This is a genomic window from Streptomyces sp. SGAir0957, from assembly GCF_043523415.1.
In genome coordinates, this window is the sequence record NZ_CP027293.1 from 7997526 (window position 1) to 8018514 (window position 20989).

General features: G+C 72.2%; 20 protein-coding genes and 1 pseudogene. 11 read left to right on the top strand and 10 right to left on the bottom strand.

Features of this window, described 5'->3' with window-relative positions:
* Positions 1 to 79: 79 nt before the first annotated feature.
* Together C1N81_RS41635 and C1N81_RS41640 are read left to right on the top strand one after the other, a co-directional pair.
* On the top strand, positions 80 to 622 hold the full coding sequence (locus tag C1N81_RS41635; RefSeq protein WP_394436667.1) for a hypothetical protein: 543 nt from the start codon (positions 80 to 82) through the stop codon (positions 620 to 622).
* 12 nt (positions 623 to 634) lie between these two features.
* Positions 635 to 1528 (top strand): alpha/beta fold hydrolase, encoded by an 894-nt coding sequence (locus tag C1N81_RS41640; protein ID WP_394436669.1) that lies wholly within the window; start codon positions 635 to 637, stop codon positions 1526 to 1528.
* Here the strand turns inward: C1N81_RS41640 and C1N81_RS41645 are convergent.
* On the bottom strand, positions 1516 to 2439 hold the full coding sequence (locus C1N81_RS41645) for an alpha/beta hydrolase family protein (protein WP_394436672.1): 924 nt from the start codon (positions 2437 to 2439) through the stop codon (positions 1516 to 1518). The two genes, C1N81_RS41640 and C1N81_RS41645, sit on opposite strands and share 13 nt — an antisense overlap.
* Complete coding sequence (locus C1N81_RS41650) at positions 2436 to 3029, bottom strand: LOG family protein (RefSeq protein ID WP_394438561.1); 594 nt, start codon at positions 3027 to 3029, stop codon at positions 2436 to 2438. The genes C1N81_RS41645 and C1N81_RS41650 overlap by 4 nt, the downstream gene beginning before the upstream one ends.
* A gap of 413 nt (positions 3030 to 3442) precedes the next feature.
* Between C1N81_RS41650 and C1N81_RS41655 the strand changes: the two genes are divergently transcribed.
* From C1N81_RS41655 to C1N81_RS41670, 4 genes are read left to right on the top strand one after another with little or no spacing between them, the layout of a single operon-like run.
* Entirely contained in the window at positions 3443 to 4813 is a 1371-nt protein-coding gene (locus C1N81_RS41655) for an endo-1,4-beta-xylanase (RefSeq protein WP_394436675.1), read from the top strand.
* Positions 4814 to 4820: 7 nt separating this feature from the next.
* Positions 4821 to 5120, top strand: a complete 300-nt coding sequence (locus tag C1N81_RS41660) for a hypothetical protein (protein WP_394436678.1) — start codon at positions 4821 to 4823, stop codon at positions 5118 to 5120.
* A 30-nt stretch (positions 5121 to 5150) separates the two neighbouring features.
* Complete coding sequence (locus C1N81_RS41665; protein ID WP_394436680.1) at positions 5151 to 5726, top strand: PASTA domain-containing protein; 576 nt, start codon at positions 5151 to 5153, stop codon at positions 5724 to 5726.
* Between the two features lie 50 nt (positions 5727 to 5776).
* Positions 5777 to 7237, top strand: a complete 1461-nt coding sequence (locus C1N81_RS41670) for a glycoside hydrolase family 76 protein (RefSeq protein WP_394436683.1) — start codon at positions 5777 to 5779, stop codon at positions 7235 to 7237.
* Positions 7238 to 7240: 3 nt separating this feature from the next.
* On the opposite strand, the gene C1N81_RS41675 is transcribed toward C1N81_RS41670, so the two are convergent.
* The 3 genes and pseudogenes from C1N81_RS41675 to C1N81_RS41685 all read right to left on the bottom strand — a co-directional run bounded on the left by C1N81_RS41675 (position 7241) and on the right by C1N81_RS41685 (position 10506).
* A complete protein-coding gene (locus C1N81_RS41675) occupies positions 7241 to 8140 on the bottom strand; it encodes an NAD(+)/NADH kinase (protein WP_394436686.1) in 900 nt (299 codons plus the stop codon).
* Positions 8137 to 9147 (bottom strand): SPFH domain-containing protein, encoded by a 1011-nt coding sequence (locus C1N81_RS41680; protein WP_394436688.1) that lies wholly within the window; start codon positions 9145 to 9147, stop codon positions 8137 to 8139. Before C1N81_RS41680 ends, C1N81_RS41675 begins: the two co-directional genes overlap by 4 nt.
* A gap of 76 nt (positions 9148 to 9223) precedes the next feature.
* Positions 9224 to 10506 (bottom strand): annotated as a pseudogene (locus C1N81_RS41685) (alpha/beta hydrolase).
* A 206-nt stretch (positions 10507 to 10712) separates the two neighbouring features.
* On the opposite strand from C1N81_RS41685, the gene C1N81_RS41690 reads away from it, so the two are divergent.
* A complete protein-coding gene (locus tag C1N81_RS41690; RefSeq protein ID WP_394436690.1) occupies positions 10713 to 11414 on the top strand; it encodes a scabin-related ADP-ribosyltransferase in 702 nt (233 codons plus the stop codon).
* 30 nt (positions 11415 to 11444) lie between these two features.
* On the opposite strand, the gene C1N81_RS41695 is transcribed toward C1N81_RS41690, so the two are convergent.
* From C1N81_RS41695 to C1N81_RS41705, 3 genes are all read right to left on the bottom strand, one after another.
* A complete protein-coding gene (locus C1N81_RS41695) occupies positions 11445 to 12065 on the bottom strand; it encodes a TetR/AcrR family transcriptional regulator (RefSeq protein WP_394436692.1) in 621 nt (206 codons plus the stop codon).
* Between the two features lie 89 nt (positions 12066 to 12154).
* Entirely contained in the window at positions 12155 to 13546 is a 1392-nt protein-coding gene (locus C1N81_RS41700; protein ID WP_394436695.1) for an amidase, read from the bottom strand.
* Positions 13533 to 13745, bottom strand: coding sequence for a hypothetical protein (locus C1N81_RS41705; protein WP_394436698.1), 213 nt, complete (start codon positions 13743 to 13745; stop codon positions 13533 to 13535). The genes C1N81_RS41700 and C1N81_RS41705 overlap by 14 nt, the downstream gene beginning before the upstream one ends.
* A gap of 145 nt (positions 13746 to 13890) precedes the next feature.
* Here C1N81_RS41705 and C1N81_RS41710 point away from each other — a divergent pair, with 145 nt between their 5' ends.
* Positions 13891 to 14820 carry an MBL fold metallo-hydrolase gene (locus C1N81_RS41710; RefSeq protein ID WP_394436701.1) on the top strand — a complete coding sequence of 310 codons (930 nt, stop codon included), beginning with the start codon at positions 13891 to 13893 and terminating at the stop codon, positions 14818 to 14820.
* A 36-nt stretch (positions 14821 to 14856) separates the two neighbouring features.
* Here the strand turns inward: C1N81_RS41710 and C1N81_RS41715 are convergent, their stop codons facing one another.
* The gene (locus C1N81_RS41715) at positions 14857 to 16386 is read right to left on the bottom strand and encodes a carotenoid oxygenase family protein (RefSeq protein WP_394436704.1); all 1530 of its coding nucleotides are present in this window, start codon (positions 16384 to 16386) and stop codon (positions 14857 to 14859) included.
* A gap of 247 nt (positions 16387 to 16633) precedes the next feature.
* Between C1N81_RS41715 and C1N81_RS41720 the strand changes: the two genes are divergently transcribed.
* From C1N81_RS41720 to C1N81_RS41730, 3 genes are all read left to right on the top strand, one after another.
* Positions 16634 to 17656 (top strand): LacI family DNA-binding transcriptional regulator, encoded by a 1023-nt coding sequence (locus C1N81_RS41720; RefSeq protein ID WP_394436707.1) that lies wholly within the window; start codon positions 16634 to 16636, stop codon positions 17654 to 17656.
* Between the two features lie 218 nt (positions 17657 to 17874).
* Positions 17875 to 19005, top strand: a complete 1131-nt coding sequence (locus tag C1N81_RS41725) for a GH12 family glycosyl hydrolase domain-containing protein (protein WP_394436710.1) — start codon at positions 17875 to 17877, stop codon at positions 19003 to 19005.
* A 235-nt stretch (positions 19006 to 19240) separates the two neighbouring features.
* A complete protein-coding gene (locus C1N81_RS41730) occupies positions 19241 to 20530 on the top strand; it encodes a Cmx/CmrA family chloramphenicol efflux MFS transporter (RefSeq protein ID WP_394436711.1) in 1290 nt (429 codons plus the stop codon).
* Here the strand turns inward: C1N81_RS41730 and C1N81_RS41735 are convergent.
* Entirely contained in the window at positions 20455 to 20964 is a 510-nt protein-coding gene (locus C1N81_RS41735) for a nucleoside deaminase (protein ID WP_394436713.1), read from the bottom strand. The two genes, C1N81_RS41730 and C1N81_RS41735, sit on opposite strands and share 76 nt — an antisense overlap.
* Positions 20965 to 20989 lie beyond the last annotated feature (25 nt).

Sequence of the window (20989 nt, forward strand, 5' to 3'; positions counted from 1 at the left end):
CATGTGCGCGCGGGGGCCGGGTAACCGGGGCGTGACCGAGGGGTCCTGGGGGGCCCGGGAGAGGGGACGGGGAGCGACCATGGAACGCCTGCACATCTACCTGAGCAAACACCTCTGGGCGCAGTACGCGTTGTCCGTGCTCCTGGGCGCCCTCCTGATCCAACTCCTGTATCCAGGACGCTCGTTCCTCGCGGTGGTGGCCCGACTGGCTCTGACGTCCCTCGGCGGCCTCGCGGTGATCCTCACCGTACGCCGCAGGGAGCGGAAGGCCGCCGGAAGCACGGACGGTCTCGTCTCCCTCGACCAGCGACTGCGCCGCGGCGACCCACCGACCGACCCCGGAGAGCGACAGGCGATGCGTGAACTCGTCGACCAGCGTCTGCACCGCTCCCGCCACCGCGTGGCCGCCTTCATCGTGCTGGCGGTCATGTTCGTGACGATCACCGTGCTCACGGGCCTCACCGCGGGCACGCGCCAGACCGTCGGCTTCGCGGTGCTCACCGTGGTGTTCCTCGGCTGGCTGACCTACGCGGGCAACCTCCAGACGCGCCGCCTGCGCGCCATGGACGAGGCGCTGCGCACGCAGGCCACGGCCCCGGCTCCGACGCCTCAGCCGCGCTAGGGAGTCCGCACGGTGTTCGAGGAATTCAGGGAGACACGGGTCGATCTCGGCGAGGCGTCCGCCTTCGTCCGGTACGGCGGCGAAGGACCGCCCGTGGTCCTCCTGCACGGCCACCCCCGCACCTCGGCGACCTGGCACCGCGTCGCCCCACTGCTCGTCCGCGCCGGTCACACGGTGGTCTGCCCGGACCTGCGCGGCTACGGGCGCTCGCGAGGACCCCGCTTCACCGCCGACCACGCGGGCTACGCGAAACGTGCCGTCGCCGGGGACGTGGTGGCCGTCATGCGCCACCTCGGGCACCGCCGCTTCGCGCTGGTGGGGCACGACCGCGGCGGCAGCGTCGCCCTGCGCCTCGCGCTCGACCACCCCGAGGCCGTCTCGCGGGCGGTCTTCGCCGACGCCCTGCCCCTCACGGAGCATCTGTCGCGGGTCGACGCCGACTTCGCCACGCGGTGGTGGCACTGGTTCTTCTTCGCCCAGCCGGACATCCCCGAGCGCGTCATCACCGCGGACCCCGACCGCTGGTACCACGGGGACCCGGCGCTCATGGGCGCCGAGAACCACGCCGAATGGCGCCGGGCCACCCGTGACCCGGACGTCGTCCGCGCGATGCTCGAGGACTACCGCGCGGGACTCACCGTCGACCGCCGCCACGAGGAGACCGACCGTGCCGCAGGCACCCGTCTCTCCTGCCCGACCCTGATCCTCTGGTCGCTCCGCGACGACCTGGAGGACCTGTACGGCGACCCGCGCGCGATCTGGCGCGACTGGTCCGACGACGTCCGCGGCCACGGCATCGACTCGGGCCACCATGTGGCGGAGGAGGCCCCGCAGGAACTGGCCGCGTCGCTCGCCGACTTCCTGCGGCCCGAACGGGAGCAGCCGCCCCTGCGTCAGGCCCCGTGAATCCAGCGCGTCACCGCGTCGAGGCACCCCGGCGCCATGCTCGCGGAACCCGGCATCCGCACCCGGTGATCGGCCCCCGGCACGACCTCCACCGTGAGCGCCGCCCGCCGGGGACGATCCGCGCGGCAGGCGGCCGCGCCGAGCACGCGCAGGCTGTCCGCGACCGGCACCAGCGGGTCGTCGCCGCCGAAGACGGCCAGGTGGGGGCAGCGGAGCCGGTGGAGATCGGCGGCCGGGTCGTGGTCCTGCTTGCGCCGCACGAACGTCCAGAGCCGCTCGTCCATACCGGCCCAGAACGGGTCGAGCTCCGGCGGGGCCCCGGCCGCCTCCACCAGCCGCCGGGCCGTCGCGAAGTCGGCGCCGGACCGCCCTGCTTCGACGAGGCGGTCGTACAGGGCCAGCGCGTCACGGTTCCCCGTGCCCGTCTTCCGTAGCCGGACCGCCAGCGCGTGGCGCTCCTGCGCCGCCGGGCTCACCGCGGGGCACCCGGTGGTGACGACCCAGGGGACGTCGTCCCGCCCGCTCGCCGCACGCAGCGCCACCCAGCCGCCCTCGCTGTGCCCGAACAGGCCGACGGTGTCGGCGCGTACCCCGGATGCGGAGCGGAGGAAGCCCAGCGCGGCGGACGCGTCGGCCGCCAGGTCGGTCAGGGTCGAGTCCCGCCAGTCGCCGGACGACGCGCCGACGCCCCGCTTGTCGTAGGAGAGGACGGCGATCCCGGCATCCAGCAAGTGCCGTCGCAGCGGCGGGAAGAAGGTGTCGTTGTCCCGGTCGGTCGGCCCGGACCCTCCGACCAGCACCACCCCCGCCCGGACGGGCACACCGGCCCCGGGCAGCCCCAGCACCCCGGCGAGCCGCACCGCGCCGCCGGCGAACGTGACGTCCCGCAGGGGGGAGGGGCGGGGCCTCACCTGTCGAGCCGGTGCCACGTCTCGCCGTGCGCGGGCTCCGGCGCTTCGCGCAGGCGCCTCTCCAGCGCGTCGAGGAGAGCGGGCAGGTCGGGGGCGACGGCCAGGTCGTCCAGGGTGGACGCGGGCAGGAAGCCGGAGTCGGCGATGGAGCGCAGGGACGCGAGCAGCGGTGTCCAGAAACCTCCGGTGTCCAGGAAGCCGACAGGCTTGGAGTGGAAGCCGAGCTGGCGCCACGACCACACCTCGAAGATCTCCTCCAGGGTGCCGAGGCCGCCGGGCAGGGCGACGAAGGCGTCGGCGTGCTCGGCCATGATCGCCTTGCGTTCGTGCATGGAGTCGCACAGGATCAGCTTCGTCACGCCCTCGTGCGCCCATTCCCGCTCGACCATGCTGCGCGGCATGACGCCGACGACCTCGCCGCCCGCCGCCAGGGCGCTGTCCGCGATGATCCCCATCAGTCCGCTGTGCCCACCGCCGTAGACGAGCCCGATGCCCCGCCGGGCCAGCTCCGTGCCGACGGCCGCGGCGAGTTCGGCGTGGGCCGGGTCGTGCCCGTTGGACGAGGCGAGGAAGACGGCGAGGCGGCGCATGGAAGATCCCCAGGACATCGGCGACAGATCCTCCGGGTGTACCACGCGCGGGGCTTTGGGGGTGAGGGCGGAGGCGATCCGATGCCGGCCCCATGCGGGTTCCCTGCCGGTTCGACGGCGTCGAAAACTATCGCCAACGCCTCTGGGGGGCACGCCACTTGAGCCACATTGGTGCCCGGCCCGCATTCTCCGGCCATCTCGACCGAAGTGGTTGACCTGCTTCCCGTCTGTCCGTACGGTCTCCGCAGTGTTTCGGGACCGTTACTGAAACTTTTCGGCGTCGCGATACGTCCCCGGCTCCATCCCGCCGCTCGGCACGATCGTCCGTCCACACGATTGTCCGCTCCGCACGGAAGTCCGCACCGCACGCACCACCCGTCCCGGCGCCTCGCGACGCCTCCGGAAGGGATGAGATGGCAACGAGCAACCGTTCACGTGCCCGCGTCGCCCTGAGAACCGGCGTGGCCTCGCTCCTCACCGCGGTGACCGTCGCGGCGCTGTCGCAGACCGCCGCGGCGGCCGACAGCCTCGGTTCGGCGGCGGCCGCCAAGGGCCGCTACTTCGGCGCCGCCGTGGCCGCGAACCACCTGGGCGAATCCGCCTACGCGTCCACACTGGACCGGGAGTTCAACCAGGTGACCCCGGAGAACGAGATGAAGTGGGACGCCACCGAGGGCACCCGCGGCTCCTTCACGTTCGGCAACGCCGATCAGATCGTCGACCATGCCCGGAGCAAGGGCATGAAGGTCCGCGGCCACACCCTGGTGTGGCACTCACAACTGCCCTCCTGGGTGTCGGGGCTGTCCGCGACCGATCTGCGCTCGGCGATGAACAACCACATCACGCAGGTCATGCAGCACTACAAGGGCGACATCTACGCCTGGGACGTCGTCAACGAGGCGTTCCAGGACGGCGGCAGCGGCGCCCGGCGCAGCTCACCGTTCCAGGACAGGCTCGGCGACGGCTTCATCGAGGAGGCGTTCCGTACCGCCCGCTCCGTCGATCCGGACGCCAAGCTCTGCTACAACGACTACAACACCGACGGCGTCAACGCGAAGAGCAACGCGGTGTACGCGATGGTCAAGGACTTCAAGGCGCGCGGGGTGCCGATCGACTGCGTGGGCTTCCAGTCCCACTTCAACAGCGCGTCCCCGGTCCCGTCCGACTACCAGGCCAACCTCCAGCGCTTCGCCGACCTCGGCGTCGACGTGCAGATCACCGAACTCGACATCGAGGGGTCCGGCACCGCCCAGGCGACCAACTACGGCAATGTCGTCAAGGCGTGTCTCGCCGTGTCCCGCTGCACCGGCATCACCGTCTGGGGTGTGACCGACAAGTACTCGTGGCGCAGCAGCGGCACCCCGCTCCTCTTCGACTCCAACTACACCGCCAAACCGGCGTACTCGGCGGCGCTCACCGCGCTCGGCGGCTCCGGAACCCCCGGAGGCGGCGACGGATCGGGGGCGACGTGCAGCGTCTCGTACACGACCGCGGAGGCATGGAACGACGGATACAACGGCAAGGTGACGGTGACGGCGGGCAGCTCACCGATCACCGCCTGGTCCACGACCCTGACGGTGCCGGCCCCGCAGAAGATCGTCACCGTCTGGAACGGTTCGGCGAGCTGGGACAGCGGCGGCACCGTCATGACGGTGAAGAACGCCGCCTACAACGGCAGCCTGGCGCCGGGTGCCTCGACGAGCTTCGGCTTCACCGCCCAGAAGAACGGCAACGGGGCCGCACCCGTACTCGGCGCCTGCACGACCGGGGCGGTGATCGTATGATGCCGCAATGCCCAGAGCACCGCGGATGAGCCGTCGCCCATGGATCGCCGTGGGGGCGGTGCTGTGCGCGGGAGGCGTGGCCGCCACTCTCGCCCTCAACGGGTCGTCGGGTTCCGGCCGGCGGGAGAAGGCGCCTGTCAGCGCCGCCTGCGCGCAGTACATCGCGGAGGTCGAGAAGCAGTTGGCCGCGGCCAGGGCGGAGCGGAAGGACGACGAGGGCGGAGTGCTCTCGTTCAGCCGGATCCGCACCTCGGAGCAGGAGAACTGCGACGAGGAACTCCGCGACCACTTCGACGCCACGCGCTGACCGCGGACCGGACCGACAGGAGAACGACCCTTGCACCTCGGAAGAATCGCCGGCGGCACAGCCCTGGTGCTGGCGGTGGCAGCCGTCAGCGCCGGCTGCACGGACCGGTCCTCGGACACGCCCGCGCCGACGGCCTCGTCCCTCCCGCCGGACAGCCTTCCCGCACACCTGAGGAGCGCGAGCGCGAAGGGCCTCGGCTACTCGGTCGCGGACGCCACCGACCTCGGCCGTACCGTCGACATGAAGCGCCCGGACCTCTGGCGGTACTGCTTCTCCCGGCAGGACGACGCGGCGGGCGCGGTCGACTTCTGGGCGGTCCCGTACGCGGAGAAGTGCCCGGCCCGGCGGAACGCGCACGTCGCCGTCCCCGCGACCCCCTCCGTCACGGGGCAGGACTTCGACCGGGCCTATGACACGCTGCTGAAGAAGGGGTACAGCGGCGGCGGCATCGAGGTGTACTACGGGACCGACGGCGCCGTGAGCGAGGAGGACCTCTCCCGTGTCGACGGAGAGGTGTGCAGGCAGTCCCCGGCGCCCGGCCGCCCCTTCGACGCGGATCAGGACGTCAGGCTCTACGTCGCCGTCGGGACGTGTCCGCAAGCGTAACGCCCGCCACCGTCTTCCCTTCCGGCACACGTGTGCCGGACAGTAGCGGTATGAAGTGCTTACGTGTCCTCCTCGTGGCCGCGGCACTCACCGCGTGCCAGGCACTCGTCCCCATAACCATGGCGCACGCCGCACCCCGTCCGGGTGCGGCGGCCGCCGTCTGCAACACCTACTGCGACGCGCGCGACCCCGCCCAGGCGGGCGGCGACCGCACCCCCGTCACCGCGAAGCTCGCGAACCGTACGTTCGCGCTGCACCTCGACGACGGCTCCGCCATGGGCTGGGCCTCGGTCGAGGGCGGCGCGGCCGGCGACGAGGTGTGGCTCGACCGCTCCTTCGACGGCGGTCGCAGCTGGGCCTCCGGCAGCAGGCTCGGCAACACCTCCGTGCCCGCGGGCCGCACCGGATGGCGCACGCTCATGTACAACAACGACGACTGGGCGCAGCGCGGCGTCGGCGCCCTGCGCGCCTGCGGCAAGGCCGTCGACCGGGCCGACATCGCCTGCACCCCGTGGGCGCGCACCACCTGGAACGCGGGCGACCGCGCGAGGGCCGCCGCCACCGCGCAGATGATGTCCTACGACCAGAGCACGGGCCTCTTCGCCACCACCGGCTGGTGGAACTCCGCGAACGCCCTGACCGCCGTGATCGACAACATCCGCGTCACCGGCATGGGCAGCTACCGCTACGCCATCTCCACCACCTACGAGAAGCAACTCGGCGCCGCCCAGGGACAGTTCCGCAACGAGTACCTGGACGACACCGGCTGGTGGGGCCTGGCCTGGATCGCCGCGTACGACCTGACCGGGGAGCGGCGCTACCTCGACACGGCGCGCGCCGACGCCGACCACATGGCCGCCTACTGGGACACCACGTGTGGCGGCGGGGTGTGGTGGAGCACCGCCAAGACGTACAAGAACGCCATCCCGAACTCCCTGTACATCGAGCTGAACGCGGCGCTGCACCAGCGCATCCCGGGCGACAGCACGTATCTGGGGCGGGCCCGCGCGGGCTGGGACTGGTTCCGGAACAGCGGCATGATCAACAGTGGCCATCTGGTCAACGACGGCCTTGACCTGGCCACCTGCCGCACCAACAACGGCACCGTCTGGTCCTACAACCAGGGTGTCCTCCTCGGCGCCCTCACCGCACTGCACCGGGCGACCGGGGACGGCGCGACCCTGACGGCGGCCCGCCAGATCGCCGACGCCGCGACCACCTCCTCCGCGCTGAACACCGCCGACGGCATCCTGCGCGACCCGTGCGAGAGCGGCGACTGCGGTGCGGACGGCCCGTCCTTCAAGGGCGCCCACGTCCGCGGCCTCGCCACCCTCGACGCGGCCTTGTCCGACCACCCGTACCGCTCCTACCTGCGTAAACAGGCAGACCGTGCGTATCAGGCGGACCGCACTGCGCTCGACCAGTACGGGCTGCGCTGGTCGGGCCCGGTCGACCGGACCGATGCCGCCCGCCAGCAGAGCGCCCTGGACCTCTTGAACGCGGCACCATAGCTCTCACCCGACGAGCCGCAGCTTCGTGGGGCACAGGCCCACGCGGAGCGTCTGGCCCCAGGTGAGTTCGAGCGCGTCGCTCTCCATGCCGTCCCCGAAGGCGACGAGGCGCTCGGACTCCACGGTCACCGACAGCCGCGCGCCCGCCGCCAGTTCACCCGCGTTCAGGCTGGTCCCCGTGGTGGGGGACGGCCACGCCTCGCGGACGAACCAGGCGAGCCGCTCCTCCGTCGGGTGGGGGAGGCGCGGCTGGGCGGAGCGGTCCTGCCACACGGACCGCAGCCAGCCGCTCGCCCCCGTCCCCGTGCCGACCAGCACCCCGGAGGAGGCCTGGGTCTCGACGGCACCCCTGTCGCCGTCGAGACCCAGGCGGTATCGGGCGGTGCGGTGCCCGGCCGCACCGACGTAGATCTCGTTCAGCGCCACCAGCCGCTGCGTGTCGTCCGTGACGGCCTCGACCATGGTCAGCTCGTCGCCGCCCACGGAGCCCGAGAAGGCGGCGGGCAGCAGCCGGGCGACGTCCGCCGGGCGGTGCCGCACCAGGACCCCCGGATTGCGGCCGGGGTCCGCGTCGACGCCGACCACCGGCCGGTCGTCGACGTAACTCGCGACATTGGCGACGAGCCCGTCCTGCCCGACCGCCACCACCACGTCCTCGGGACCGAACAGGAACCGGTCCAGGTCGGCCCGCTCGACCTGCGCGCGCCGCCAGTTCAGCGGCACCCCGGCCGACGCCAGCGCCAGCGCCCGCTCCGCGCGGCGGTGCCGCTCGACGACCTCCTCGATGGACCGGCCCCGCGAGGAGAGGAAGAAGGCCGCCTGCCCGTGGGTGCCGTGCCGGGCGACCAGCTCCTCGTACTCCGTGGCGCGATGGACGAGGACGGCCCGGGGCGCCAGGCTCACGCCTCCGGCTCCTGGCCCGCGCCGAGCCGTGCGAGCAGCCCGGTCAGTACGTCGGGGGAGACGGTGACGCTGTCGATGCGCGGCAGGTTCTCGGCGAGCCGGGTGCCGGTCAGGGCGTGCAGCACCGCCACATCCACATCGCCGTGCACCCGCAGCCAGGCCGCCTGCGCCTGGGCGCGGGCCTCGCCGACCGTACGGGCGCCCTCGGCCTCCGCCTGGGCGAGGCGCACCGCGCGCTGGGCCTCGGCGCCGACCCGGACCGCGTCGGCCGCCGCCTTCTCCTCGGCCTCCCTGCGGCTGTTGGCGCCGCGCTGTTCGACCAACTGCTCCTCGCGCCGGGCGAGTTCGATCTGGCTGGCCAGCTCGTTCTCGGCAATGGCGCGCTCCCGCTCCACGGCGACGGCCCGCCGCTCGTACGTGGCCCGGTCCGCCTCCTGCTGGATCAGCTCGCGTGCGGGTGTGCGCAGGGCGCGCTCCACCTCCGGTTCGGGCCGTACCGCCATCACCCGTACGGCGACGATCTCGATCCCGGTGGCGGGCAACCGCGGTTCCTCCCGCAGTCCTTGCACCACCCGCTCGCGCACCGCCGGCACCCCTTCGGCGAGGGCCGCCGCCAGAGGTGTGCGGGCCAGTACTTCGAGAGCGTGCTGCTGGGCGCTCTCGGTCAACAGCGTGCCCAGCTGCTCAAGAGGGGCGCCGCGCCACACCCCCGTGTCCGGATCGACGGAGAAGTCGAGCCGCTCGGCCGCGACGGCCGGGTCGGCGATCCGGTAGGTGACCGTCGCCTGCACGGCGACGTCCTGGAAGTCGACGGTGCGGGCGTGGAACGTCATCGCCAACTCCCGGTCGTCCACCGGCACTTCGGAGAGTGCGGCGGTCAGTGGCCGGAACCAGAAGCTCAGCCCGGCGCCGTCGTGCGCGAGCTTCCCCGAACGGTGGTGCCGTACGTGGGCCGTGGGCGCCGCCCGCAGATGGCGCCAGCCGAAGCGCCTGGTGATGTCGGCCATGGGAGCCTCCTTCTTTAAGGTCAAGGTGACTCTAATTCGGGCGACGCTTAGCGTCAAGAGGACGAGAAGAGGTGGTTCAGCAGTCCGTGTCGCGGCGCGGTCGTACGCCCGTGAGCAGGTACTCCGTCACCGCGCGCTGGGCGCAGGCGTTCCCCGTGCCCAGATAGACGCCGTGCCCGCCACCGTCCACGCTCACCAGCCGCGCTCGCGCGCCCAGCGCTTCCCGCACCTTCAGCGCGCCGAAGTACGGCGTCGACGGGTCACGCCGGTTCTGGACCATCAGGATGGTTGAGGGGCCCCGAGAGGTGATTCGCGCGGGCTTCTCGGCCGGGGTCCACTTCCAGAAGGAGCACGGTGTGATGTTCGCGGGGAACCCCGCGGTGAGCGGATGCCGCACCCGGTCGGCGGCCACCGCCCGGCGGTACGAGGCGATCGCGCCGTTTCCCTTCGGCCAGCTCACGTCGTTGCAGATCACGGCGATCGTGACGGCGGCGTCCGCGTCCGGCAGCGGACCCGCGACATCCGGACTGAGGACGGGCCGCACCCGCGGATCCGTGCTGCGGCCCGCGTCGACGAGCCGCGCAAGGGCCGGGAAGTTCGTGTCGCTGTAGAGGGCGTTCTGCAGGGCCTGGCGCAGACGGTTCCCGGTGAGGGGCACGCCCGGTGTCGTCGACTCCCTGGGCGCGCGGTCCAGGCGGGCGGCCACATCGAGGAACAACTGCCGTATCCGCGCCGCGGCTCGCCGAGTGCGCGGCGCAGGAGCTCCATGTCCCGCACCTGGTTGGCGGAGGTGAAGCCGCCCAGGGCCGGACCGCCGTTGCGGGCGCACAGGTCGGCGATGCGGCGCGAGCGGTCGACGGTGGCGTCGATGGCGCCGGTGGGGGAGGGTCAGGACCGCAGAGCCGTCAAGTGCCGGTAGACATCCGGAAGTTGACAGGTGGCGCGAGTGCTGCCGCCGACTCCGCGCGGATCAAAGGAGACCAGATCGTACGCGCCGCCCAGATTCTTCTGCAGGGCCGCGCCCTTCTGCGTCAGACGCTGTACCCCGGACCCTCCCGGGCCGCCGGGAAGCACCATCAGGACCCCGCGCCGTCCGGCGCTCCGGTCGCTCCGGACGCGGGAGACGGCGAGGGAGAGCCGGGGCCCCGAGGGGTCGCGGTAGTCGAGCGGGACGGGGAGGGTGGCGCACTCCTGCCGCGCCGGCCCGCCCGCGTCGGGTCTCGCGCAGGGACGCCAGTCGAGAGCGGGCGCGTCGTGCGCACGGGCCGTGGCGGGAGGCGCGGTCGTCGCGGTCAGAGTCGCGGCGACGGTGGTGGCGGAGAGGGCCAGCAGGAGCGCCTTGGCGCGGTAAGTGGTCATGCGGCGACGGTATTTGGGCCGCGGGACGGGGGCCCATCGGGTGAGCAGGCCGGTGCGGGGTGGGGGTAGCCCCCCGACGCGGCTCCCCGACGTCCCCGATATGACTGATGGCCCCAAGGGGGTGACCGGGTGTGCGTTCCGGCCGGTTCTTGATCGGAACGCCGATAGAAAGGGCCCGTTCTGCCGACCTCCTGATGGGGTGCACCATGTTGAAGGCCGCTCTGGGCGTCCTCGCCGCTTCCGCTCTCGCCACCGCCTCGCTGACCGTCGCCGCCCCGGCGGGCGCGACCGACGCCGACCGCGCCGCCACGGCGCGGGCCTCTGCCCCCGACACCGGACCCTGCGGGCCGGTCACGCAGTACGACCCGACGGACTGGTGGCGCACGACCACCTCCCGCGCCATCGCCCCGGCCGTGTGGCGCACCGCGAGCCAGGAGAACTGGCAGTGGCGCGACGACACCAACACGCTCTGGCGCGGCGACCGGCGCGAGAACGTGGAGCAGCTCTTCGACGAGGGTTTCACCCCGCGCGGCGACAAGCTCACCCCGCTGGCCGAGTACATCGTCAAGGGCGGCGGACAGGACACCGCACACCTCAGCACGAGCTGTGAGAAGTGGGTGGCGCAGAAGTTCGCCACGTACGGGTCGGCCAAGACGGGCTGGGTCTACGAGATCGAGGCGCCGGGCGGCATCGACGTGAACGCCACCGCTCACCACAACGGCTACGACTCCCCGTACCTCTGGAACAAGGAGATCGACTTCCCCGGCGGCGTCGACGGCGAGCACATCAAGAGCGCCTGCAAGTACCACTTGGTGCGCACCGACCCGGAGACCAAGGTCAACACCTACGACGAGCTGAGCTGCCGCAGCAACCCGGACTTCCGGCCCCTCCTCGAACCGGCGTTCTGAGCGGGCCCCGGTTCCGCCGCGGACCGGTCCTCACCGGCCGGTCCGCCCGAGGAGATCGGCGACGAGCTGTCGCGCATAGGCCGCGTCCAGGCCCTCAGGGCGGAAGAGGATGCGGTACATGATGGGCGCGACGACGCGGTCGACGACCGTCTCCACGTCGGGCACCCCGTCCCCGCTCGCGTCCCCGTCCCCGCTCGCGCCCTCGTCCCCGTCCCCGTTCCCGTCCGCGCCGTGTCCGGCCGCGCGGGTGAGGACGAGGCCGATCTGGTCGGCGGCGTACGCCGAGCACTGGCCCGCGTTGCTGCCGTCCGGGTCGCCGAGCAGGGCGTCCCGGATGTAGGCGCGGCCGGCGGGGGAGGCCATCTCGTCGAGGAACTGCTCGGCCCACGCCGTCAGGCTGGACGCCAGATCGCCGAGGTCCCTAGGCGCGGTGTCGGGCCGCAGCCGCTCGACCGCCACGTCCGACAGCAGCTCCTGCAGATCACCCCAGCGCCGGTAGATCGTCGACGGTGTCACGCCCGCGCGCTGGGCGACCAGCGGTACGGTCAGCGCGTCCCGCCCCACTTCCGCCGCCAGTTCGCGCACGGCGGTGTGGACGGATGCCTGGACCCGGGCGCTGCGCCCGCCGGGGCGCACCATCTGCCTGCTCATGCCACCTACCCTAAAGCGAATGAGTTGCGTCTAGCGAACGCGAACGCGAACGCGAACGCGGGCGCGGGGCGCTGGGCGCGGGGCGCTCCCTACGCCGCACGTGCGAGCCGACGGGCCGGCTGTGTCCGCTCGTAGGCGTGACCGACCCGCAGGAGCACGTGCTCCCCGAGCGGACGCCCGATGAGCTGCATCCCGATCGGCAGCCCCGCGCCGTCGTGGCCGATGGGGACGGACAGCGCGGGCGCCCCGGTGATGTTCGCGGGGGACGAGAGACGCACGTATGCGTCGGAGACACCCTCCACCGTGCCGTCGGCATACGTGACCGTCGCCCGGCCCGCCTCGACGGCGGTGACCGGGACGGTGGGGGCCGCGACCAGGTCGACCTCGTTCCACACGTGTGACCACTCCTGCCGCATCCGTGTGCGGGCTCGTTGTGCGCGCAAGTAGTCGCCCGCCGACATGAGTTCACCGGCTTCGAGGAGGAGGCGGATGTCGTCCTGGTACAGCTCGGGGACCGTGCGCAGGGTGCTCTCGTGGTAGGCGGTCGCCTCGGGCACCATCAGGCCCCAGTGGGTGGCCTGGATGTAGCGGGTCATCGGGATGTCGACCTCGACCGGACGGGCGCCGAGGGACCGCAGGCCCTCGACGGCGTGCCGGACGGCGGCCGCCACCTCCGGGTCGACGTGGTCGACGTAGTAGGTGCGCGGCACGCCCACACGTATCCCCTTGAGATCCGTGCTCGCGCGGGGTCGGTAGTCCGTGGGGGGTGTGGTCAGGGAGGCGGGGTCGCGCGGGTCGTGACCGGTCAGGGCGGTGAGGACCAGGCCCGCGTCCTCGACGGTGCGGGTGATCGGGCCCACGTGGTCAAGGGACCAGGACAGGGAGGTGACGCCGTGGCGGGGGACGAGGCCGTAGGTCGGTTTGAGGCCGACGACCCCGTTGAGCGCGGCGGGCACCCGGATCGATCCGCCGGTGTCGGTGCCGAGCGCGAACGTCGCGGTGCCCGCCGCCACCGCGACGGCGGACCCGCCGCTGGAGCCGCCCGCCACGCGGCCGGGATTCCAGGCGTTGCTGGTCTGCGGGGTCGTCAGCCCGTAGGCGAACTCGTGGGTGTGCGTCTTGCCGACCAGCAGGGCACCGGCGGCGGACAGGCGGGCGGCGACGGTGCTGTCGGCCCGCGCCCGATGGCCGGCCCGCACCCGCGAACTCGCCGAGGTCGCCGCGCCCGCGACGTCGATGAGGTCCTTGAGCCCCATCGGTATGCCGTGCAACGGGCCGCGGTGGCGCCCTGCGGCGATCTCGCGCTCGGCGTCGCGCGCGGCCCGGCGGACCCGCTCGACGGAGACGGCGACGTAGGCGTGCAGCTCCGGTTCGACCTGCGCGACGCGGTCGAGGACGGAGTCGGTCAGCTCCACGGGTGACAGCCGGCGGGTCCGGATCGCGTCGGCCGCCGCGGCCAGGGTGAGTTCATACGGCTGCATCGAGGGTCGCCTCCTCGGCGGCTCGGTAGGCGGGAGCGGGCGGCGTGTCGCCGAAGTCCAGCTCGCGCAGGACGGTGACGACGGAGTGGATGTGCAGCGCTGTGGCCGCGACGGCGGCATGGCGGTCGGCGGGCAGCGGGAGCCCCGCGCGGGCGGCCCAGAGGGCCGTTTGGGCCGGGGTGGGTTCGACGGAGGACATGACGGTTCTCCCTTGAATAAAAGCTAAGAGTTTGCGTTAGGTGACAGTAGGGCCTACGGTGACTTAACGCAAACACTTAGCGTTTACATGTTGGGCCCCTACGTCCGGGCCCGAACGCCCTGGCCCTACCTCAAGGAGACGACCGATGGCGCGCACTTCCCCCTCGACGGACGCGACCGACGGGAGTGAGGGGAGCGCCGGTGGTACCTGGACGGTCGGTGACGTCGTCGTGCACCGCGTCGACGAGATCCCCCTGCCGCCCGCCACCGGTGCGTGGCTGCTGCCCGACGCCACCCCGGACGTCGTGGCCGGGCAAGACTGGCTGCACCCCCAACACGTCGACTCCGGCAGGGTGTTGCGCCTGGACAGCCACAGCTTCGCCTTCGTCCTCGACGGCCTGCGCGTCGTGGTCGACACGGGTATCGGCAATGGCAAGGAGCGCGCCAACCCCGCCTGGCACGGCCTGGACACCGACTACCTGCGGCGCCTTACGTCCGCCGGGTTCCCGCCGGACTCCGTGGACCTGGTGATCCTCACCCACCTGCACGCCGACCACGTCGGCTGGAACACACGGCGCGAGAACGGCACGTGGGTGCCCACCTTCCCCCGCGCCCGCTACGTCACCTCGCGCGCCGAGCGCGAGTTCTGGGCCGGGTACGCCATGGACGAGGCGCGGGCGCAGATGTTCCGGGACTCCGTGCTCCCGGTCGAGGAGGCGGGGCTGCTCGACCTCGTCGACGTCCCGGCGGAGGGGGCCCGGCTCGCCCCCGGGCTGCGCATGCTTCCCACGCCGGGGCACACCCCGGGGCACGTCGCCGTCGAGCTGACGAGCCGCGGAGCGACCGCTCTGATCACCGGCGACTGCATCCACCACCCGGTCCAGTTCGCCCACCCCGGGATCGGGGCGTGCGTCGACATCGACCCCGAACGGTCCGAGGCCACCCGCCGTACGCTGCTCGGCTCCCTCGCGGGCACGGACACGCTCGTCCTCGGCACCCATTTCGCCCCGCCCACCGCCGGACGGGTCGTGGCGCACGAGGGGGCGTTCCGGCTGTCGCCGCCCGACGCGGGATGACCGGTGGGGCGAGCGGCCCGGGGCTCGCGCGCGGCTCTACGCGTCCGGGATCCAGCTCCCGTGGAAGCCCAGCGGCACCCGGCCGGGCAGCTTGATCCGGGCGAGCGGACGGCCGCCGAAGTCCTGGGCGGACAGGATCAGCAGGTCGGTGGCGCCGCGGTCGGGGTCGTTCACGTACGACAGGACGTAGCCGTCGTCCTCGTCGCGCGCGCCGCGCCTCGGGACGAATACCGGCTCGCTGACGGCCGCGCCCCTCGGGCAGCGGTGCAGCTGCCGACTGCCGCGCAGCATGTCGTGCTTCACGAGGTAGTTGGAGAACTTCTCGTCCGGCGGCACCCCGTCGACGGTCTCGTACGCGCGCCACATCTCGGCCGTGCTCGCGGTGTATGCGTAGCGGTGCCGGTGCCCGACCAGGGACTCGTTGACGCGGGGGAACTCCTGCGGGCGGTCGTCCAGGCGCGCACCGCCGACCCGGCCCGTACGAAGGTCGACGGTCCAGCGGTCGAGCGTCGGGGCACCGGTCGCGGACGGGCCGCCCGAGCGGCCGGCGACGTGGAACGGCGCGGGAAACCCGGTGTACTCCATGACGACGGTGTCACCCTGGTCGTAGGCGTTGAGGGTGTGCGAGTAGTACACCGCAGGGATCTCGAACCAGCGCGTGGAGCCACCCGCGCGCGGCAACAGGCCGAGGCGCATGGGGTGTCGCTCGTTCCACCCGTACGGGACCGCCGCGCCCGCCTCCGCCGCGGCGGCGTCGAAGGTGACCGGCACATCGATGATCACCACATACTTCCCGGTCAGCGCGAAGTCGTGCATCATCGGCGCGTCCGCCACCGGGACCCGCGTCGTCCGGGCCACCCGGCCGGTCCCGTCGATCATGATGTGGCGCACATGGTCCCAGGTCGGGTAGTACGCGATCGCGTGCAGTTCGTCGGCCCGCGCGTCGTATTTGGTGTGCGCGGTGAACGCCCCAGAGAGGGACGAGCGGAAGTCGTACGGGCCCGCAGTGCCGAGTTCGCCGTCCAGCTCGTACGGCAGCGGCCCGCTCTCCTGCAACGCCAGGATGCGGCCCTTGTACGGGATGACATGTGTGTTGCACGCGAAGTCGTCCGGCGGCACCTGGCCCGGATATGTTTCGCCGAGCTTCCTCGCCACCTGGGAGGAGCGCACCCAGCGGTTGCGGTACCACTCCGCCCGTCCGCCGCGCAGCCGGACGCCGTGCACCATGCCGTCGCCGAGCATCCAGTGATGGGCGCGGACGTCCTCCAGACCCAGCGCGTTCGGGCCGTTGCGCAGATAACGGCCGTCCAGATCGCGCGGGATGCGGCAGCTGACGTCGAGGTCGAAGGCGGTCAGCTCCTCGGTGACCGGCGCGAACGCCCCTTCCAGAAAGGGAAACCCGCCTGCCCGCGCACCGGGGTGCGCACCTGCGCCGCTCGCCCGCGCCGTCGGCATGAGGGCGCCGGGCAGCGCACCGCCCCCGAGCGCACCGCCCCCGAGCGCACCGCCCGCCGCGGCGGCCGCGACACCTTTGAGCACGTTTCGCCGTGTGTGACCGACCATCATGTCTCCCCGTTCGTCATTGAGTGGTGGCGTTGGTGTGGCGTTGGTGTGGCGTTGGTGTCGTCTTGGGCGGCCTTGGAGCGGCCTTGGTGCGGTTCTTGGTGGTCTCACCACGGACCACGCTCCTCCTCGGCGTCCGGCGGCACAGTCGTCCCAGGCCCCGGATTCGGGGGTGGTGCTGACACCACCCCGGGGGGACCGGGGCGGGCCGTAGTATCGGGTGATCTCAGGCGGGCAACGGGGGTGGGATATGAGCCGGCAGCGTCCTGACGTCCCGACGCTGGAGGAGGTGGCCGCCCGTGCGGGCGTGGGGCGCGGCACCGTCTCCCGGGTCATCAACGACGCGCCGGGCGTGCGGAGTTCGACCCGCGACGCGGTACGCCGTGCCATCGCCGAACTGGGCTACGTGCCCAACCTTGCGGCTCGCTCCCTGGCCGTCCGGCGCGCCGACGCCGTGGCGCTCGTGATGATGGAATCGGACTGGCGGCTGTTCGGCGAGCCCTTCTTCAGCGAGATCGTCCGCGCCGTCGGCAACGCCCTGGCGGACAGCGGGATGCAACTGCTGCTCACCCTGATCCGCTCCGAGACCGAACGGCAGCGCTTCGTCGCGTACGCGCGCGGCGGCCGGGTGGACGGCGTGCTGCTGATGTCCGTCCGCGCGCAGGACCCGTTGCCGGACATGCTGGCGGACGCGGGGCTGCCCACCGTGCTCCTCGGCCGCCGCACCGGCGAGGAATGTGTGACCTACGTCGATGCGGACAACGTGGGTGGCGCCCGCGCCGCCGTCTCCCACCTGCTGGACAGCGGGTGCCGCACCATCGCGGCCATCACCGGGCCGCTCGACATGTATGTCGCCCAGTGCCGTCTGCGCGGCTACCGTGAGGCCCTGCGCCAGGCGGGCGTCGCGGACGTGCCGTCCCTGATCGTGGAGGGCGACTTCACCGAGGAGAGAGGCCGCCTCGCCATGGCCGATCTCATCGAGCAACACCCGACTCTGGACGGGGTGTTCGCCGCGTCCGACACCACGGCGGCGGGCGCGCTGGCCGCTTTGCACGCGGCGGGCCGTCGGGTGCCGGACGACGTCAAAGTGATCGGCTTCGACGACTTCCCGCTGGCCGAACGAACGAACCCCAAACTGACCACCGTCCGCCAGCCCGTGGACGAGATCGGCCGAACGATGGTGCGCCTGCTGGAGGAGGAAATGCGGGAACCCGCCACGGCCTGGCGCCACGTGATCCTCCGCACGGAACTGGTGCTGCGCGACTCGGCCTGAGGGGGCGCGGCCGGTCGCGTGATCCGGGCCGGCTTTCCGGCGGGGCTCGCGGCGCGGCTGGTTGCGCTCCCAACCCACCCCGCTCACCCCCTTGTCAGGGACATGCGCGACTCCTACAGTCCCTTTCGCATCGCGTTTGGGAGCGCTCCCAACTGTCCCGGGTGGAGCGCGTCCCGAAGTCTCCGGCTGTCCTTCTCCTTCTCAGAGAGGCCCCCCACATGCGATCGTCACCCCCCGCACGCCGCGCCGCACGCGCCCTGTTCGGCGCGCTGTTCAGCGTCGTCGCCCTGCTGGCGGCACTCGTCACCACCACATCCCCGGCACACGCCGACACCACCCTGTGCGAAGAGTTCGGATCGACCACGATCCAGGGCCGCTACGTGGTCCAGAACAACCGCTGGGGCACCAGCGCGACCCAGTGCATCACCGCCACGAACTCGGGCTTCCGGATCGACCAGGCCGACGGCTCCGTGCCCACCAACGGCGCCCCGAAGTCGTACCCGTCGATCTTCAACGGCTGCCACTACACCAACTGTTCGCCGGGAACCAACCTCCCCGCGCAGCTCAGCACCATCTCCTCCGCGCCGACCAGCATCTCCTACAGCTACGTCAGCAACGCCATCTACGACGCCGCGTACGACATCTGGCTCGACCCGACGCCGAAGAAGGACGGGGTGAACCGGACCGAGATCATGGTGTGGTTCAACAAGGTCGGGCAGGTCCAGCCCGTGGGGTCGCAGGTCGGCACCGCGACCGTCGCCGGGCGCACCTGGCAGGTCTGGTCCGGCAACAACGGCGGCAACGACGTGCTGTCCTTCGTCGCCCCCTCGGCGATCTCCAGCTGGAGCTTCGACGTCATGGACTTCGTGCGGCAGGCCGTCTCGCGCGGACTGGCCCAAAACAACTGGTACCTGACGAGCATCCAGGCAGGGTTCGAACCGTGGCAGAACGGCGCCGGGCTCGCCGTCACCTCCTTCTCCTCCTCCGTCAACACGGGCGGCGGCACCGACCCGGGCGGCCCCAACCCCTCCACCGCCTGCAAGGTCACTTACGGGACCAACGTCTGGCAGGGCGGCTTCACGGCCGACGTCACCGTCGCCAACTCCGGCTCGACGCCCGTCGACGGCTGGAACCTCGCCTTCACCCTGCCCTCGGCGCAACGTGTCACCGGCGCCTGGAACGCCTCGCTGTCCGCACAGTCGGGCGCGGTGACCGCGAGCGGTCTGGCGCACAATTCGAGCATCAGCGCCGGTGGCAGCCAGAGCTTCGGTTTCCAGGGCACCTACAGCGGCACGTTCGCGAAGCCGACGGCCTTCAGCCTGAACGGAACCGCTTGCTCGGTCGCGTGACGCCATAGAAGCGGCACGAAACCGAGCAGCACGGAATCCAGCAGTACGTAATCGAGATGCCCCGACCGATACCGCTCAGGTAACGTGCGGGGCATGTCGAGTCCTGAGTCGGACGAGGTGGGGGCTTTCGGTCACGCCGTCAGCCCCCTGCACCACTGATCGCGCAGCAAGCGCGCCGGGCTGGCCGCGGTGACGAGATGACCTCTCGTGCTTCTCCTCACCCCGGAGCGATTCGATGCCACCTCTGCGTCTGCCTCGACCCCTGACTCTCCCTTACCCTCTCTATCTCCTCGCGGTGGCGGTCTTCGCCATGGGCACGTCCGAGTTCATGCTCGCCGGCCTGCTGCCGGACATCGCCTCGGACCTCGACGTCTCGGTAGGGACCGCCTCCACCCTCACCTCCGCCTTCGCGATCGGCATGGTCGTCGGCGCGCCCCTCGCGGCCGCGCTGTCCCGCGACTGGCCCCGGCGCTCCACGCTCTTCGGGTGCGTCGTCACGTTCGCGGCGGCACACGGGATGGGCGCCTGCACCACCGGTTTCCCGGTGCTGTTCGCCGCCCGCGTGGTCGCCGCCCTCGCGAACGCGGGGTTCCTCGCCGTCGCGCTGACCGTGGCCGCCACGCTGGTCCCCCCGGACAAGAAGGGGCGGGCCCTTGCCGTGCTGCTCGCGGGCACCACGCTGGCCACCGTCGTCGGCGTCCCCGGCGGCTCCCTCCTCGGCGCGCTGTTCGGCTGGCGGGCCACCTTCTGGGCCGTAGCCGCGCTCTGCCTGCCCGCGGCCCTCGGCATCCTGCGGGGCATCCCGGCGGAACACGCCACGGGGCGCACGACGGAGCAGACGACCGGGGGCCCAGCCCTGCGGGCGGAACTCGCGCAGCTGACCAGGCCCAAGCTGCTGCACGTGCTGCTCCTCGGCACGCTGGTGAACGCCGCGACCTTCGCCGGTTTCACGTTCCTGGCCCCCGTCGTCACCGACATCGCCGGGCTGAGTGACGCGTGGGTCCCCGTCTCCCTGGCGCTCTTCGGCGCGGGCGCCTTCGCGGGGGTCACCGTCGCGGGCCGGCTGTCCGACCGGTACCCGGGCCGGGTCGTCGCGGTCGGCGGCCCGCTGGCGCTGACCGGCTGGTGCGCCCTGGCGGTGCTCGCGGACGCGCCGATCACGCTGCTCGCCCTCGTCTGCGTCCAGGGAGCACTGTCGTTCGCCCTGGGCAGCACCTTGATCACACGTGTTCTGTACGAGGCGTCGGCGGCCCCCGTGATGGCCGGTTCGTATGCGACAGCCGCGCTGAACATCGGCGCCGCAGCGGGTCCGCTCGTCGCCGCGGCCACCCTCGGAACCGGGGCGGGGACCCTCGGCCCGCTGTGGGCGAGCGGGTTCCTGATCGCCGTAGCGCTGCTCATCGCGCTGGTCGGCGCAAGGTTCGCCCCGCGCGGCCGCGCGCGCACGCGTCAGCCGGCGTCGTCGGAGACCGGGGCGCCCGGGACGCGGCGGTCGCCGCCGTTGCGGTCCTGCCACAGGCGGTAGACGTCCACGGCGCCGTCGCGCGGCTCGTGCCGCATGGGCAGCCGGCGCTCCTGCCACGGCTTGGCGAACTCGTCGTAGAACGTGGACAGTTCGAAGTACTTGCGGTCGTCGACGTAGTGCGGTTCGTAGGCGTCGCGGGTGGTCAGGAAGACGACCTCGTCGGGGGAGCAGTAGTAGAGCGCGCCCAGGCACATCGGGCACGGCTGCGCCAGGACGTAGATCGTGGTGCCGGTGAGGTGCTCGGTGCCGAGCTTCACGCACGCGTCCCGGACGGCGAGGATCTCGGCGTGCGCGGTCGGGTCGTTGGTCTGGGCGACCTGGTTGCCGCGCTCCGCGATGATCTCGCCGCCCTTGACGACGACGGTGGCGAAGGGGCGACCGCCGTCCAGGACATTGGCGCGGGCCAGGTCGATCGTGCGCTGGACGAAGTCCATGGGATGCCTCCGGCGTCTCGTCGGG

Excerpts from the sequence above, each read along its gene's own strand:
- C1N81_RS41635 (WP_394436667.1), top strand. The coding sequence starts at position 80 with ATGGAACGCCTGCACATCTACCTGAGCAAACACCTCTGGGCGCAGTAC.
- C1N81_RS41650 (WP_394438561.1), bottom strand. The coding sequence starts at position 3,029 with ATGCGCCGCCTCGCCGTCTTCCTCGCCTCGTCCAACGGGCACGACCCG.
- C1N81_RS41655 (WP_394436675.1), top strand. The coding sequence starts at position 3,443 with ATGGCAACGAGCAACCGTTCACGTGCCCGCGTCGCCCTGAGAACCGGC.
- C1N81_RS41660 (WP_394436678.1), top strand. The coding sequence starts at position 4,821 with ATGCCCAGAGCACCGCGGATGAGCCGTCGCCCATGGATCGCCGTGGGG.
- C1N81_RS41670 (WP_394436683.1), top strand. The coding sequence starts at position 5,777 with ATGAAGTGCTTACGTGTCCTCCTCGTGGCCGCGGCACTCACCGCGTGC.
- C1N81_RS41680 (WP_394436688.1), bottom strand. The coding sequence starts at position 9,147 with ATGGCCGACATCACCAGGCGCTTCGGCTGGCGCCATCTGCGGGCGGCG.
- C1N81_RS41690 (WP_394436690.1), top strand. The coding sequence starts at position 10,713 with ATGTTGAAGGCCGCTCTGGGCGTCCTCGCCGCTTCCGCTCTCGCCACC.
- C1N81_RS41695 (WP_394436692.1), bottom strand. The coding sequence starts at position 12,065 with ATGAGCAGGCAGATGGTGCGCCCCGGCGGGCGCAGCGCCCGGGTCCAG.
- C1N81_RS41700 (WP_394436695.1), bottom strand. The coding sequence starts at position 13,546 with ATGCAGCCGTATGAACTCACCCTGGCCGCGGCGGCCGACGCGATCCGG.
- C1N81_RS41705 (WP_394436698.1), bottom strand. The coding sequence starts at position 13,745 with ATGTCCTCCGTCGAACCCACCCCGGCCCAAACGGCCCTCTGGGCCGCC.
- C1N81_RS41710 (WP_394436701.1), top strand. The coding sequence starts at position 13,891 with ATGGCGCGCACTTCCCCCTCGACGGACGCGACCGACGGGAGTGAGGGG.
- C1N81_RS41715 (WP_394436704.1), bottom strand. The coding sequence starts at position 16,386 with ATGATGGTCGGTCACACACGGCGAAACGTGCTCAAAGGTGTCGCGGCC.
- C1N81_RS41720 (WP_394436707.1), top strand. The coding sequence starts at position 16,634 with ATGAGCCGGCAGCGTCCTGACGTCCCGACGCTGGAGGAGGTGGCCGCC.
- C1N81_RS41725 (WP_394436710.1), top strand. The coding sequence starts at position 17,875 with ATGCGATCGTCACCCCCCGCACGCCGCGCCGCACGCGCCCTGTTCGGC.
- C1N81_RS41730 (WP_394436711.1), top strand. The coding sequence starts at position 19,241 with ATGCCACCTCTGCGTCTGCCTCGACCCCTGACTCTCCCTTACCCTCTC.
- C1N81_RS41735 (WP_394436713.1), bottom strand. The coding sequence starts at position 20,964 with ATGGACTTCGTCCAGCGCACGATCGACCTGGCCCGCGCCAATGTCCTG.